Origin of the sequence: Xylophilus sp. GW821-FHT01B05 (genome assembly GCA_038961845.1) — a bacterium.
Classification (GTDB): Bacteria; Pseudomonadota; Gammaproteobacteria; order Burkholderiales; family Burkholderiaceae_C; genus Xylophilus.
Genome location: CP152408.1, coordinates 223,930 through 238,431, shown reverse-complemented (window position 1 = coordinate 238,431; position 14,502 = coordinate 223,930). Strand labels below are relative to the sequence as shown.

The window sequence follows — 14,502 nt, the reverse complement described above, 5'->3', positions numbered from 1 at the left end:
TCTACTTCCTCACGGCTGGCTAGTCACAGCAAGGCTTATCCCGGAGCATTGCCCCCATGCCTATCGCTCTTCTTGCCCTTACCGCCGGCGCCTTTGGCATCGGCACTACCGAGTTCGTCATCATGGGCCTGCTGCTGCAGGTTTCGGCGGACTTGCACGTCAGCATCGCGGCTGCCGGCCTGCTGATCTCGGGCTATGCGCTCGGGGTGGCTATCGGCGCGCCGGTGTTGACGATTGCCACGCGCAAGCTGCCACGCAAGACCGTGCTGCTGGCGCTGATGGCCATCTTCACGCTGGGCAACCTGGCCTGCGCGCTGGCGCCCAACTACGAGCTGCTGATGGCCGCGCGCGTTATCACCGCCCTGGCGCACGGCACCTTCTTTGGTGTGGGCGCGGTGGTGGCGACCGGCCTGGTGGCGCCAGAGAAGCGTGCCTCGGCCATTGCCACCATGTTTACCGGCCTGTCGGTGGCCACGCTGCTGGGCGTGCCGGCCGGTGCCTGGCTGGGGCTGCATTTTGGCTGGCGTGCCACCTTCTGGGCCGTGGCCGTGATCGGCGTGCTGGCCTTCGCGGTGCTGGCGGCCTTTGTGCCGCGCAGCCAGGGCAGCGCGCCCACCGGCGCGCTGCGCGAAGAGCTGGCGGTGCTGGCCCGGCCGCAGGTGCTGCTGGGCCTGGGCATGACGGTGGTCGGCTTTGCCGGCGTGCTTACGGTCTACACCTATGTGCAGCCGCTGCTGACGCAGATCGCGGGTTTCAGCGAAGCCGCCGTGTCGCCCATCCTGCTGGTGTTTGGCGGCGGCATTTTTGTTGGCAATCTGCTGGGCGGCCGCTGGGCCGACCGGGCACCGGCCGGCGCGCTGCTGGGCTCGTTGGTGGTGCTGACGCTGGTGCTGGGCGCCATGGGCTTTGCGCTGCATTCCCCCATTGCAGCGGTAGCAGCCATCGGCCTGCTGGGTGTGGCCTCGTTCTTGACGGTAGCGCCGCTGCAGCTCTGGGTGCTGGAGAAGGCGCACGGCGCAGGCCAGAACCTGGCGTCGAGCCTGAACATCGCCGCCTTCAACCTGGGCAACGCGCTGGGCGCCTGGTTGGGCAGCATGGTGATCGCCCACGGCCTGGGGCTGGGCGCGCTGACCTGGGTGGCCACGGCGGTCACGCTGGCAGGCCTGGCGATTGCCGCCGGCAGCGTGCTGCTGGAGCGGCGCGGCAGTGGTGCGCTGGCCACCGCGGCTGCGGGCTGAAACTACAAAAACCATAGCTACTAGCCCAGATAGGACAAGGGCTAGAGGTCGATTTGACTCATATTTTCTGTTTGAAGGACTTCTCCATGGAAACCCGTTTTCTCGGCAACTCCGGCTTCCAGGTACCGGCCTAGTGTCGCGTCAAGCGCCTGGGCACCGACTACATCGACCTGCTGCAGTTGCACGCCTTCGACGCCAAGACGCCGGTGGAGCAAGTAGTGGCCACGCTGGACGACCTGGTGCGCGCCGGCAAGCTGCGGCAGGTGGGTGTGTCCAACTACGCCGGCTGGCAGCTCATGAAGTCACTGGCAGCGGCAGACCGGCACGGGCGCACGCGCTTCGTCGCGCACCAGGTCTATTACTCGCTGATCGGCCGCGACTACGAGTTCGAGCTGATGCCGCTCGCACAAGACCAGGGCCTGGGCGCCATCGTCTGGAGCCCGCTGGGCTGGGGCCGCCTCACCGGCAAGCTGCGCCGCGGCCAGCCCCTGCCCGCCGGCAGCCGCCTGCACGACACCGCCGGCTTTGCGCTGCCGGTGGAGGAAGAGCGCCTGTACCGCGTGGTCGATGCGCTGGACGCCATCGCCACCGAGGTCGAAAAGACCGTGCCGCAGGTAGCGCTCAACTGGCTGCTGCAGCGCCCCACGGTAGCCAGCGTGCTGATTGGCGCACGCGACGAAGCCCAACTGCGCCAGAACCTGGGCGCGGCCGGCTGGAAGCTGAGCGCAGAGCAAATCGCCCGCCTTGACGCTGCCAGCGCGACCAGCGTGCCCTACCCCTACACCCCGTACTGGAACGGGATGTTTGCGGAGCGCAATCCGGCGCCGGTGTGAGGTGGGCCTGCCGGGCTCGGCGCTGAATTCGTTTTGATGCAATCGCCCGGCAATCGAAGCGTTTTTATGCAGAGGAATTCGTTTCAATGCAAAAGCGCTGCTCTGTAAGCATTTCCCCGAGCCCTTTGCTCACGGTAGGCACATCGAGGCTTGCCGGCGCTCCGACCTAGACCACGAGGAGCTCGGCCGGCGCAGGCACGGGCGGCGCGCGCAAGAACCCCAGAATGCCCTCGATATAGGTCGCGCGCTGCGCCGGCCCCTTCCACTCGCGCACCAGGGTGGCATTGGGCGCGAGCTGCACAATTTCTTCTGCGATCTCGGTCGGGTGCTGCAGGTCATTGCCGGCCAGTACCAGCAGGGGCGTGGCGGTCTGGCGCACGGAGTCGCGGCTGACGCTGAAGACGAAGTCATTGCCGCCGTACAGATTGCGCTGCAGCGCCTGCAGGTTCGCCTCTGGGGTTTCCGGCGCGCGCTGGCGCAGGCCGCTCGCCCAGCTCTCAAAGGAGTCGCCGCGCACCGCAGCGTTCTGCGCTGTGTGGCCGATGGGCGCCTGCAGCACGGCCGACAGCACGCGCTCGGGCGCCACTTCGGCCAGCTTGAGTGCGAACGAGGTGCCTATGCAGGCGCCGATCACATGAAAGCGCTGCACACCCAGATGGTCGAGCACGCCCAAATGATCTGCGGCATAGCTGTGCCAGCCGTCGTCCGGGCCGACCACGGCGCGCGAGCGGCCGGCGTTGCGCTGGTCGACCGCGATCACTCGGTAGTCGCGGGCGAACTCCACCGTCGGGTCTGGCCAGGGGCGCGGCAGGCCTTCATGCGTGTGGCGCCACAGGCCGATATGCGAGCGCAGGCCGCCGGGCGCGAGCAGCAGCAAGGGCACGCCGTCGGGCGGGCCATACAACTCATAGTGGATGTCGGCGTGCGGCAGGGAAGCGATGGGCATGGGAACTCTCTATCAGGCGGAATGGAACGAGGGGCTCATTCGAAATTGCACGCAAGGCCACCGAAGGCCGCGGAGCAGGCCATGCGCGAACTGCCGCGGAACTGGCTTTGCCAGGCCGCAGGCAGTGCCCCCTGCAAGGGGGTTGGCGAAGACGCGAAGCGCGCAGCCTGGGGGTGTTTCATTCAAGGCTTGCGCCAATGCCCTTGAGCAGTGAAGGGAAGCGCTCGACATCACTGCGCAACTGCGTGGCAAAGGCCTGCGTGCTGCTGCCCACGGGCTCGAAGCCCTGCTGCGCGAGCAGGCGGCGAAAGGGCGCGTCGGCCAGCGCATCGGTCACGGCCTGCTGCAGGCGCGCCACCGTGGCCGGCGCCGTGCCGGCGGGTGCGAGCAGGCCAAACCAGCCGTCGTCCAGCGGGATGCGCACACCGGCTTCCGCCAGCGTCGGCACCTGGGGCGCGATGCTGCTGCGCCGCTCTTGCAGCACGGCCAGCGCGCGCAACTTGCCGGCCTCGATCTGCGCGGCGGCGGCCGGCAGGGCGACGATGGCGGCATCGGTCTCGCCGCCCAGCAGGGCAACGACAGCCGGGCCTGCGCCCTTGTAGGGAATGTGGCGCAGCTCGCCATCGACCACGGCCTGCAGCTTCACCAGCGCCAGGTGGTTGCCATTGCCGTAGCCAGGCGTGCCGATGGTGAGGCCGCGCGTCTTTGCCTGGCGCAGCAGCGTGGCCAGGTCGGGCGCAGGGGCGTCATTGCGCACCACGATCACGGCGGGCGTGGTGGCGACGATGCTGACCGGGGCAAAGCTGCGCAGCGGGTCGTAGCGCACCCGGCCGGCGTAGAGCGTGACGTTGGCCACCAGCGCGTTGCTGGTCAGCAGTAGTGTGTGGCCGTCGGGTTTTTCAGCGGCGACCAGCTCGGTGGCGATGTTGCCGCCGGCACCGGCGCGGTTCTCGACGATGACCGAGCTGCTCAGCCGCACGCCGAGCTGCTGCGCCAGGCCACGGCCCAGCACGTCCATGGCGCCGCCGGGGGCCAGCGGCAGCACCAGGCGCACCGGCCGTGTGCCCAGCGCCGAGGCGCGCGCCGCGCCAGTAATCCAGGGTGCCGCTACCAAAGCTGCGGCACGGTATAGCGCCTGGCGGCGTGTGGGGGTCTGCAAATCCATCGCAAAGGCTCTCTGCCAAAGAGCCCATGCTAGGAACGCCCCTTCAAACAGGGAACGAAGCTTTGCCGATATGGCTATGCGGATCGCGCGCTTGACAGCACTCAGGCTGGCGCGACGCCCACGGACCAGTAGAAGGTGGGCCGCGTGCCGTTCAAGGCGTGGTCGCCAAGGGCGCGGGCCTTGTAGATCGCCGGGTTGTGCGATGCGAGGGTGCGGGCGTTGCGCCAATGGCGATCCAGCCGCCGGTCCTCGTCCAGCGCCGAGGCGCCACCCACATCAAAGAGCCGCGTGGCCGCGCCCAGTACCGCTTCGCTGACGCTTACCTGCGCCTGTGCCGCACGCAGCTCTACATCGACCACCAAGGCCTCGGGAACGGCGTGGCCGGCTGCGCGCAAGCGGTCGATATCGCCCAGGCCACGCGCCACCTCGCGCGCGGCAGCCGTGGCAGAAAACGCCACGGCCGACAGATGTCCCACCACCTGCTGCACCAACGGATCGTCCCGCGTGCGCGGCGCGCTGCCCTGGCTGTAGACCCGCTGGCGCGCCTGCACATAGGCCACGGCGTCGCGCAGGATGGCGCGGGCCACGCCGGCCAGCGTGGCGATGTGGAACAGCTGGAACAGCGCCGTGATCGATGAAGGCTGGCTGCGGTCGAAGACGAAGATGTGCTCGTCCGGCACCGCGACGTTGCGCAGCCGGGTGGTGCCCGATGCGGTGAGGCGCTGGCCAAACCCCCGCCAGTCGTCGCTGCGCTCAACACCAGGCGCGGTGGCGCGCACCATGGCGATGACACGGTCGTCCGTATCAGCGCCCTGGCGGCGCGCCGTGATGGCGATCCAGTCGGCGTACAGGCTACCGGTGCTGTAGTACTTGTCGCCGCTCAGCCGCCAGTCCTTGGCATCCGGCGTCAACACGGTCTGCAGGACACCGACCGTGCCATCACCAACCTCGGTCGTGCCATTGCCAAAGATGCCGCCCTGCCCGGCCAGCGCCAGCCATGGGGCGGCTTGCTCCGGCTGCAGCTCTGAACGTGCGCGCTCGATGAAGCCGAAATGCGAACGCAGGGCCTGCGGCAGGTTGGAGTCGGCCTCGGCCAGGTCGATCACGAGGTCGAACAACTCCTCCACCGACGCGCCCAGACCGCCCTGCTCCTGCGGGACGCGCAAGGCGCCAAAGCCGGCGTCACGCAGCCAGCCAACGGCCTCGTGCAGCAGCTCGCGCTCGCTTTCGCGCTGGACGGCGCCTTGCGCGATGCGCTCGAACACCGGGCGAAAGCGCAGGGACAGGGGAAGGGTGATGTCGGGGGTGTGGGACATGGGAATCGTGGGGCCGTATCAGGCGCCCACTATGCCCAGCCCAGCCCGAGGCGGGAACGACGCTTACCGGTTTTGCTTAGAACGTATTTGCGATCTGTATGGGGATCGCAAACACGTTCTTATGCGTCATGCCGCCGCCAGCACGGGCGCCCGCCGCGCCTTCACATCCGGCACGGCCGCCATCAGCTCGCGCGTATAGGCGTGTTGTGGCGCGGCAAACACGGCCTCGGCCGAGCCCAGCTCTACCAGTTGGCCGCGCCGCATCACGCCGACCTGGTCGCACATGTGGCGGATCACGGCCAGGTTGTGGCTGATGAGCAGGTAGGTCAAACCAAATTCGTCCTGCAGATCACGCATCAGGTTGAGCACCTGCGCCTGCACCGAGACGTCGAGCGAAGACGTGGGCTCGTCGCAGACGATGAACTCGGGCCGGCTGGCCAGGGCGCGCGCGATGGCGATGCGCTGGCGCTGGCCACCCGAGAACTGGTGCGGGTAGCGCCGGCCGTCGTCGGGTGACATGCGCACGCGGCGCAGCGCGTCGGCCACGCGCTCTTCGGTCTCGGCGCGGCTGCTGGTGAGGCCCAGCACTTCGAGTGGCTCTGCTATCAGGCGGTCTACCCGCCAGCGCGGGTTCAGGCTGGCGTACGGGTCCTGGAAGATTATCTGGAAGCGCCGGCGCAGCGCCACCGCGCCTTGCGGGTCGGCCCAGCGGTCTATGCCGTCGATGACGATGCGCCCGGCCGTGGGCGGCGTGAGCCCGGCGATCATGCGCGCCACGGTGGACTTGCCCGAGCCCGATTCACCCACCAGCCCGAAGGTGGCGCCGCGCGGGATCTCGAAGCTCACCTCTTGCACCGCGTGCAGCACTTTCTTGGGCTGGCGCGTGAGCGTGCGCACCCACCAGCCGGCCGACAGATCGAAGTCGCGCGACAGGCCTTGCACCTGCAGCAGCGGTGGGGCGTCGGGCACTTTTGCGGTCTCAGCCTGCGCAGGCGGCAGCGGCACGGGCGCGGCAATGTCGGCGCCCACCTCGGGCACCGGCAGCCGGTGCAGGCGCTGCTGCACCGAGGGGATGGCGGCCATCAGCGCGCGGGTGTAGGGCTCTTGCGGATGGTCGAGCACGTCGCGCACCGGGCCGGTTTCCAGCACACGGCCACGGTACATGACCATGACGCGGTCGGCGGCCTCGGCGATCACGCCCATGTCGTGGGTGATGAGCATGGCCGCCGTGCCGCGCTCGCGGCAGACGCGGCGCAGCACGCGGATCACCTGCGCCTGCACCGACACGTCGAGCGCGGTGGTGGGCTCGTCGGCAATCAGCAGCTCGGGCTCGGCGCACAGGGCCAGCGCAATCGCCACGCGCTGGCGCATGCCGCCAGAGAACTGGTGCGGGTACTGGTCGATGCGGGTGGCGGGGTCTGGGATCTCGACCTCGGCCAGCAGCGCCAGCGCGCGCTCGCGTGCCTGGGCCGGTGACAGCGGCAGGTGCAGGCGGATGGTTTCGACCAGGTGGCGGCCAATGGTGAGCACCGGGTTCAGGCTGGTCAGCGGGTCTTGGAACACCATGCCGATGTGCTTGCCGCGGATGCGGCGCATGTCTTCGCCACGCAAGGTGTCGATGCGCTCGCCGCGCAGCTCCACCGTGCCGGCGCTGAGGCGCCCGGGCGAGTCGATCAGGCCGATCACGGCATTGCCGGTCATGGACTTGCCCGCGCCGGATTCACCGACCACGCCCAGGATTTCGCCCGGGGCGATGTCAAAGGAGACGCCGTCCAGCACCTGCACCGTGCCACGGTAGGTGTCAAAGGCCACGCCCAGGTCGCGCACGCGCAGGGTGGGGATGTCTTGCGTCGTGTTCATTGCAACCTCGGGTTGAGTGCGTCGCGCAGCCAGTCGCCGACGAGGTTCACCGACAGCGCCAGCGCCAGCAGCACGACGGAGGGGAACAACAGAATCCACCACTCGCCCGAGAACAGAAAGCCCTGGCCAATGCGGATCAGCGTGCCCAGCGAGGGCTCGGTGGGCGGCAGGCCCACGCCCAGGTAGGACAGCGTGGATTCGGCCACGATGGCCAGCGCAAAGCTGATGGTGGCAATCACCAGCACGGGGGCCAGCAGATTGGGCAGGATGTGGCGCACCAGGATGCCGCTGCGCGAGCGGCCAATGACCTGGGCCGCCAGCACGTAGTCCTTGTGCTTCTCGACCATGACCGCGCCGCGCACGGTGCGGGCGTACTGCACCCACTCCGACAGGCCGATGGCCAGCACGATCACGTACAGCGCCATGTCGTCGCGGTAGCCGTCGGGCAGGAGGCCGCGCGCAATGCCAAACACCAGCAGCGCCACCAGCAGCACCGGGAAGGTGAGCTGGATGTCGGCTATGCGCATCACCAGCGTGTCGAACCAGCCGCCGGCATAGCCGGCCACCAGCCCCAGCGGCACGCCAATGGCCAGCGACAGCGCCACCGCCGACACGCCCACCAGCAGCGACATGCGCAGCCCGTAGAGGATGGCCGAGAACACGTCGCGGCCCTGGTCGTCACTGCCCAGCGGGTAGAGCACGCCGGATGAGCCCGCCTGGCCCGGACGCGTGAAGGCGTCGAGCAAATCGAGCGCCGCCGGATCGAACGGGTTCTGCCGCGCCAGCCACGGCGCAAACAGCGCCGCCAGCACCAGCAGCGCCAGCACCAGGACGGCAGCCTGCACCATGCGCGAACGGGCAAAGGAGCGCAGCACCGGCGAATCGGATTCGCGCCAGCGCCGCCGAACTGGGCGCGGCGCGGCTACGGAAGTAGGTTTGGTCATGGGCAAGACAGAAGGTGTTTGCTACTTAAACAATAGCTAGTAGTCCAGGCATACAAAGGACTTCAGCCACTTTTCACGAAAATCCGCAACTACTCACCCCGTTCGCCCTGAGCCTGTCGAAGGGCTTGCCGATAAGTGGCACGGCTTCGACAAGCTCAGCCCGAACGGTGCGGAAACCTGAGTAATTACCCAAAGCTGTCTCAAGCGCGGCGCAGCCGTGGGTCGACCAGCAGATAGACCAGATCGACCACGAAGTTGATGCACACGTAGAGCACCGCGATCAGCAGCAGGTAGGCGGCAATGATGGGCACGTCCACCGCCTGGATCGAGGAGATGAACAGCAGGCCCACGCCGGGCCACTGGAACACCGTCTCGGTGACGATGGCAAAGGCGATCAGCGAGCCGATCTGCAGGCCGGTGATGGTGACCACCGGGATCAGCGTGTTGCGCAGCGCGTGGCCGTAGTGGATGCGCCGCTCGGGCAGGCCGCGTGCACGGGCAAAGCGCACGTAGTCGGTGCGCAGTGTCTCCAGCATCTCGGCGCGCACCAGCCGCATGATCAGCGTGAGCTTGAACAGCGCCAGCGTGCACACCGGCAGCACCAGCGATGCCCAGCCTGATGCGGTGAGCAGCCCTGTCGTCCAGCCGCCGATCTTGACCGTGTCGCCACGGCCAAAGGACGGCAGCCAGCGCAGCTCCACCGCAAACAGGTAGATCAGGCCGATGCCGATCAAAAAGGTGGGCAGCGAGATCCCAATCAACGACACCGTCATGAGCGCGCGGCTGAGCAAGCCGTCGCGCCGGATCGCGGTGTACACGCCCAGCGCCACGCCGCCCAGCACCGCCACCAAAGACGCCACCAGCGCCAGCTCCAGCGTGGCGGGCAGGCGCTCGGCCAGGACTTCGGTCACCGGCCGCTTCAAGCGGTAGGAGATGCCGAAGTCCCCGTGCAGCACATTGCCCACGTAGTGCAGGTACTGCACCGGCACCGGCTGGTCAAAGCCAAGCCGGCTCACCAGCGCCTGGCGGTCTTCCAGCGAGGCGTCTTCGCCCAGCAGGCTGATGGTCGGGTCTCCGATATGGCGAAACACCATGAAGGACACCAGCGACACCGCCAGCAGCACCAGCACGGACTGGCCCAGGCGGCGCAAAAGATGGGCAAACATGCGAACCGAGCCCCCGTCTTACTTGTTGCCGACCGTGACGTTCTTGAAGAAGGTGTAGTTCATCGGGTCCACCGGAATGTCGAGCTTGCGCGCCATGGCGTAGTCCAGCACCTGGTTGTGCAGCGGGATGTAGATGCGCTCTTTCTGCACCGTGGCCCAGATGTCGTGGATGGCCTTGTCGCGCTTGGCCTTGTCGCTCTCGGAAGACAGGCCGACGATCTTCGCGTCCAGCGCCGGGTTGCTGTAGCGCGTGGCATTGGTCGGGCCACGGCCGTCCTTGCCGCGCGTGTGCACCAGGTAATCAAACACGTAGGCCGAATCAAACGTGGGCACGCCCCAGCCGAACAGGTAGAAGTCGGTGTCGGCTGCGTTGATGGCTGCGCTGTGCAGCGCGATCGGGCGCGCCGCCACCGTCGCCTTCACACCGATGCGGCCGAGGAAGCTCGACAGTGCGGTGCAGATCGCCTCGTCGTTCACGTAGCGGTCGTTGGGGCAATGCAGGGTGATGCCAAAGCCGTTCGGGTAGCCGGCCTCGGCCAGCAGCTTCTTGGCCTGCGCCGCGTTGGCCTTGGGATAGGTGTCGAAGGCCTTCTCGTAGCCGTGCACAAAGGGCGGCGCGATGATGCCGGTGGGCTCCGACAGGCCGCGCATGACGGCCTTCTGGATCGCGTCGCGGTCGATCGCCAGGTTGAAGGCCTCGCGCACCTTGGGGTCGGCCAGCGGGTTCTTGCCCTGCACGTCGGAGTACTTGAGCGGGTCGGGGCCCACGTTCAGGCCCAGGAAGATGGTGCGGTTCTCAGGGCCCTGGTTGACGCGCAGTTTTTTGTCTTCCTTCAGGCGCGCAACATCAGGCACCGGCACGTCCTGCAGGAAGTCGACCTCGCCCGACAGCAGCGCGGCCACGCGCGTGGCGGGCGACTTGATCGGCACAAACACCAGCTCGGTCACCTGCAGCGGGAACTCGCCACGGCCCCAGTAGCCGGGGAACTGCTTGAAGACGGTGCGGCTGTCCTGCTCGCGCGACACCAGCTGGAACGGGCCCGTGCCGTTCTCGTTGCGGGTGAAGTAGTTTTCTTCCTTGCCCTTCTCGTCTTGCGGCGCCTCGGACTTGTTGGCCTTGGCCCAGGCGGCGTTGACGACAAAGACGTTGACCAGGTTGTCCGGGAAGATCAGGTTCGGGCCCTTGGTCTTGACGTGCACGGTGAACGGGTCGGCCTTGCGCACCTCCACCACCGAAGCCAGCAGCGACTTCATGCCCGAGGACGGCGCGCGGGCGCGCTCCAGCGAGAACACCACGTCATCAGCCGTCAGCAGCGAGCCGTCGTGGAACTTCACCCCACGGCGCAGCTTGAACTCCCACACCGTTGGGTCAGACGTCATGGCCCAGGAAGTGGCCAGCGCCGGGATCAGCTTGCCGGCGATGTCGCGCAGCACCAGCGGCTCATAGAGCTGGTGCGAGATATTGATGTTGGTGCCGGTGTTGACCGAATGCGGGTCCAGCGTGGCGGCGTCGCTGGAGCGCGACCAGCGCACGGTCTCGGCCTGGAGGGCAGCGCCCTGCAGCATGCCGGCGGCCAGCAGGGAAGTCACCAGTAGTTTTCGCATCATGTCCAGTTCCTTGATCGGGTCGTGCAGATCCATCTGCACGGGGGAAAGAAATCGGCCTGCAAGATGCAGGCCGACCGGTGTTTGCCACGGCGCTTGCCGTACGGTTGTTGCTTGTTGGAGTAGGTATCAGTGCGCGGCCGGGGCTGCGCCTATTCTCACGTACTTGAAGAAGATTGCGTCCTCTGGATTGACCGGAATATCCAGCCGGCGCTGCATCGCGTAGTCCAGCACCTGGTGGTGCAGCGCGATGTAGAAGCCCTGCTGCTGCACCGTCTGCCAGATGTCGTGGATGGCGGCGTCGCGCTTCTTGGCGTCGCCCTCGGAAGCCAGCGCCACTATTCTGCTGTCGATCTCCGGGTTGCTGTAGCCAATCGCATTGGCCGAGCCGCGCCCGTCCGTGCCGCGGGTGTGCACCAGGTAATCAAAGATGTAGGCCGAATCAAAGGTGGGCGCGGCCCAGCCGTACAGGTAGAAGTCGGTGTCGGCCTGGTTGATGGCCGTGGCGTGCAGCGCAATCGGCCGCGCCACCACCGACACCTTCACGCCTATGCGCGCCAGGAAACCCGCCGTGGCGGTGCAGATGGCCTCGTCGTTCACATAGCGGTTGTTGGGGCAGTGCAGCGTGATGCCAAAGCCGTTGGGGTAGCCGGCATCGGCCAGCAATTGCTTGGCGCGCGCGGTGTCGGGCTTGGGCCAGGTATCAAAGCCCTTCTCGTAGCCATGCACGAAGTGCGGCGTGATGACGCCGGCCGGCACCGACAGCCCGCGCATCACGGCGGTCTTGAGGGCCTCGCGGTCAATCGCCAGGTGGAAGGCCTCGCGCACGCGTGCATCGGCCAGCGGGTTCTTGCCCTTCACGTCGGAGTACTTCAGCTCCTTGGCGCCCACGTTCAGGCCCAGGTAGATGGTGCGGTTCTCCAGGCCCTCGGTGACGCGCAGCTTGGGCTCGGTCTTGAGACGCGCCACATCTTGCGCCGGCACGTCCTGCACAAAGTCGACCTCGCCCGACAGCAGCGCGGCCACGCGCGTGGCGGCCGACTTGATCGGCAAGAAGACGATCTCATCCACCTGCAGCGGGAACTCGCCCCGGCCCCAGTAGCCGGCGAACTGCTTGAAGACGGTGCGCGTGTCCTGCTCGCGCGACACCAGTTGGTAGGGGCCGGTGCCGTTCTCGTGGCGGGTGGCAAAGTTCTCTTCCTTGCCCGACACGTCCTGCGGCTGCTCGGACTGGTTGGCGCGCGACCAGGCGGCGTTGACGATGAACAGGTTGGTCAGCGTCTGCGGCAGCACCAGGTTGGGGCCGGCGGTCTTGATCTGCACCGTCAGCGGGCCGCGCGCGCGCACCTCGACCACCGGCGCCAGCAGCGTCTTCCAGGCGGATGTGGGCGCCTTGGCGCGCTGGATCGAGAACACCACGTCATCGGCGGTCAGCAAGGCGCCGTCGTGGAACTTCACGCCGGGCCGCAGCGTGAATTCCCACACGCTCGGGTCAGCGGTGATCTTCCATGCGGTGGCCAGCGCTGGCTGCAGCTTGCCGTCGGCGCCGCGCAGCACCAGCGGCTCATAGACCTGGTGCAGCAGCGTGACATTGGTGTTGAGGTTGACCGCATGCGGGTCCAGCGTGGCCGGGTCAGAGGAGCGCGCCCAGCGCACGGTCTCGGCCTGCAGCGCAGACAGCGGCAAAAGGGCAGATGCCAGCAGGCCGGCGGCCAGGAGTTTTCGGATCAGCATGGTGCTCACTTTGCGAGCTTGAACAGCTTGAAGTACGGCGTGTTCGACGGGTTCACCGGAATGTCGAACTTGCGCACCATGGCATAGGTCTGGATCTGGTCGTGCAGCGGCAGGTAGATGCGCTCTTTCTGTACCGTGGTCCAGATATCCTTGATGGTGGCGTCGCGCTTCTTCTCGTCGCCTTCACCTGCGAGCGAGACGATCTTGGCGTCCAGCTCCGGGTTGCTGTAGCGCGTGGCATTGGTGGCGCCACGTGAATTCTTGCCACGCGTGTGCACCAGGTAGTCAAAGATGTAGGCCGAGTCATAGGTCGGCACGCCCCAGCCATACAGGTAGAAGTCGGTGTCCTGGTTGTTGATGGCCGCCGTCTGGATGGCCAGCGGGCGCGCGGCCACCGCCGTCTTCACGCCGATGCGGCCCAGGAACCCTGCCACCGCCTGGCAGATCGCCTCGTCGTTCAGGTAGCGGTCGTTGGTGCAATGCAGGGTGATGCCAAAGCCATTGGGGTAGCCGGCCTCGGCCAGCAGCTTCTTGGCCTGCGCGGCATCGGCCTTGCCGACCACGTCAAAGGCCTTGTCGTAGCCGTGCACGAAGGGCGGCGAGATGATGTTGGTCGGCACCGACAGGCCGCGCATCACAGCCGACTGGATCGCCAGGCGGTCAATGGCCAGTTGGAAGGCCTGGCGCACGCGCGGGTCGGCCAGCGGGTTCTTGTCCTTCACGTCGGAGTACTTGAGCGGCTCCGGCCCCACGTTCAGGCCCAAAAAGATCACGCGGTTTTCCGCCGCCTGGTTGACGCGCAGCTTGGGGTCTGCGCGCAGGCGGGCGATGTCCTGGATCGGCAGGTCTTGCACAAAATCCACCTCGCCCGACAGCAGCGCGGCCACGCGCGTGGCGGGCGACTTGATCGGCAGGTAGACCAGCTCGTCGATCGGCAGCGGGAACTCGCCCCGGCCCCAGTAGCCCGGGAACAGCTTGAACACGGTGCGCGTGTCTTGCTCCCGCGACACCAGCGTGTAGGGGCCGGTGCCATTGACGTTGCGCGTGGCGTAGGTCTCTTCCTTGGCCGTGGCGTTCTGCGGCTGCTCCACGCCATGGGCCTTGGCCCAGGCCGCGCTCAGGATCTGGATGTTGATCAGGCTGTCGGGCAACAGCGGGTTGGCGCCGGTGGTACGGATGCGGATCGTGAACGGGTCGACCTTGGTCACCTCGGCAATCGAGACCAGCAGCGCTTTCATGTCCGAGTGCGGCGACTTGGCGCGCTGCAGCGAGAACAGCACGTCGTCTGCGGTGAACAGGCTGCCGTCATGGAACTTCACGCCCTTGCGCAGTTGGAACTCCCAGACGGTCGGGTCGGCCGTGATCTTCCAGGAGGTGGCCAGCGTGGGCAGCAGCCGGCCGTCGGCGGTGCGGATGATCAGCGGCTCGTAGACCTGGTGCAGCAGGTTGTGGTTGGGGCCGTTGTTGAGCGCGTGCGGGTCCAGCGTGGAGGCATCGGTGGAGCGGGCCCAGCGCAGGGTCTCGGCCTGCAGGCCAGGGGCGGCCAAGGCTGCGGCAGCCAGGGCGGCGGCCAGTACCAATTGTCGAATCATGGGGGGCTTTCTCTTCGTCGTGCCGGAGGGGCCACGCAGCGCCCCGCATGACAGCTGCCAGCACGGGGAGTGCGAGAAGGACAGGACCACAGAAGAGCGCCGC

10 protein-coding genes and 1 pseudogene are annotated in these 14,502 nt (G+C 67.3%); 2 read left to right on the top strand and 9 right to left on the bottom strand.

The features are described 5' to 3' along the window. The first annotated feature begins 56 nt into the window (after nt 1-56). Both AAFF27_01090 and AAFF27_01085 read left to right on the top strand, forming a co-directional pair. Nucleotides 57-1,238, top strand: coding sequence for an MFS transporter (locus AAFF27_01090; protein ID XAH23811.1), 1,182 nt, complete (start codon nt 57-59; stop codon nt 1,236-1,238). Between the two features lie 140 nt (nt 1,239-1,378). After that, nucleotides 1,379-2,071 (top strand): annotated as a pseudogene (locus AAFF27_01085) (aldo/keto reductase). 166 nt (nt 2,072-2,237) lie between these two features. Here the strand turns inward: AAFF27_01085 and AAFF27_01080 are convergent. From AAFF27_01080 to AAFF27_01040, 9 genes are all read right to left on the bottom strand, one after another. Then, complete coding sequence (locus AAFF27_01080; GenBank protein XAH23810.1) at nt 2,238-3,017, bottom strand: alpha/beta fold hydrolase; 780 nt, start codon at nt 3,015-3,017, stop codon at nt 2,238-2,240. A 178-nt stretch (nt 3,018-3,195) separates the two neighbouring features. Further along, the gene (locus AAFF27_01075; GenBank protein XAH23809.1) at nt 3,196-4,182 is read right to left on the bottom strand and encodes a tripartite tricarboxylate transporter substrate binding protein; all 987 of its coding nucleotides are present in this window, start codon (nt 4,180-4,182) and stop codon (nt 3,196-3,198) included. Nucleotides 4,183-4,283: 101 nt separating this feature from the next. Beyond that, the gene (locus tag AAFF27_01070) at nt 4,284-5,498 is read right to left on the bottom strand and encodes an acyl-CoA dehydrogenase family protein (GenBank protein XAH23808.1); all 1,215 of its coding nucleotides are present in this window, start codon (nt 5,496-5,498) and stop codon (nt 4,284-4,286) included. A 126-nt stretch (nt 5,499-5,624) separates the two neighbouring features. Next, nucleotides 5,625-7,358, bottom strand: a complete 1,734-nt coding sequence (locus AAFF27_01065) for an ABC transporter ATP-binding protein (GenBank protein ID XAH23807.1) — start codon at nt 7,356-7,358, stop codon at nt 5,625-5,627. Further along, nucleotides 7,355-8,302, bottom strand: coding sequence for an ABC transporter permease (locus AAFF27_01060; GenBank protein XAH23806.1), 948 nt, complete (start codon nt 8,300-8,302; stop codon nt 7,355-7,357). Before AAFF27_01060 ends, AAFF27_01065 begins: the two co-directional genes overlap by 4 nt. 200 nt (nt 8,303-8,502) lie before the next feature. Next, entirely contained in the window at nt 8,503-9,468 is a 966-nt protein-coding gene (locus AAFF27_01055; GenBank protein ID XAH23805.1) for an ABC transporter permease, read from the bottom strand. 18 nt (nt 9,469-9,486) lie between these two features. After that, the gene (locus tag AAFF27_01050; GenBank protein ID XAH23804.1) at nt 9,487-11,109 is read right to left on the bottom strand and encodes an ABC transporter substrate-binding protein; all 1,623 of its coding nucleotides are present in this window, start codon (nt 11,107-11,109) and stop codon (nt 9,487-9,489) included. Nucleotides 11,110-11,202: 93 nt separating this feature from the next. Continuing rightward, on the bottom strand, nt 11,203-12,807 hold the full coding sequence (locus AAFF27_01045; GenBank protein ID XAH23803.1) for an ABC transporter substrate-binding protein: 1,605 nt from the start codon (nt 12,805-12,807) through the stop codon (nt 11,203-11,205). 5 nt (nt 12,808-12,812) lie between these two features. After that, nucleotides 12,813-14,399, bottom strand: a complete 1,587-nt coding sequence (locus AAFF27_01040) for an ABC transporter substrate-binding protein (protein XAH23802.1) — start codon at nt 14,397-14,399, stop codon at nt 12,813-12,815. Nucleotides 14,400-14,502: the final 103 nt, after the last annotated feature.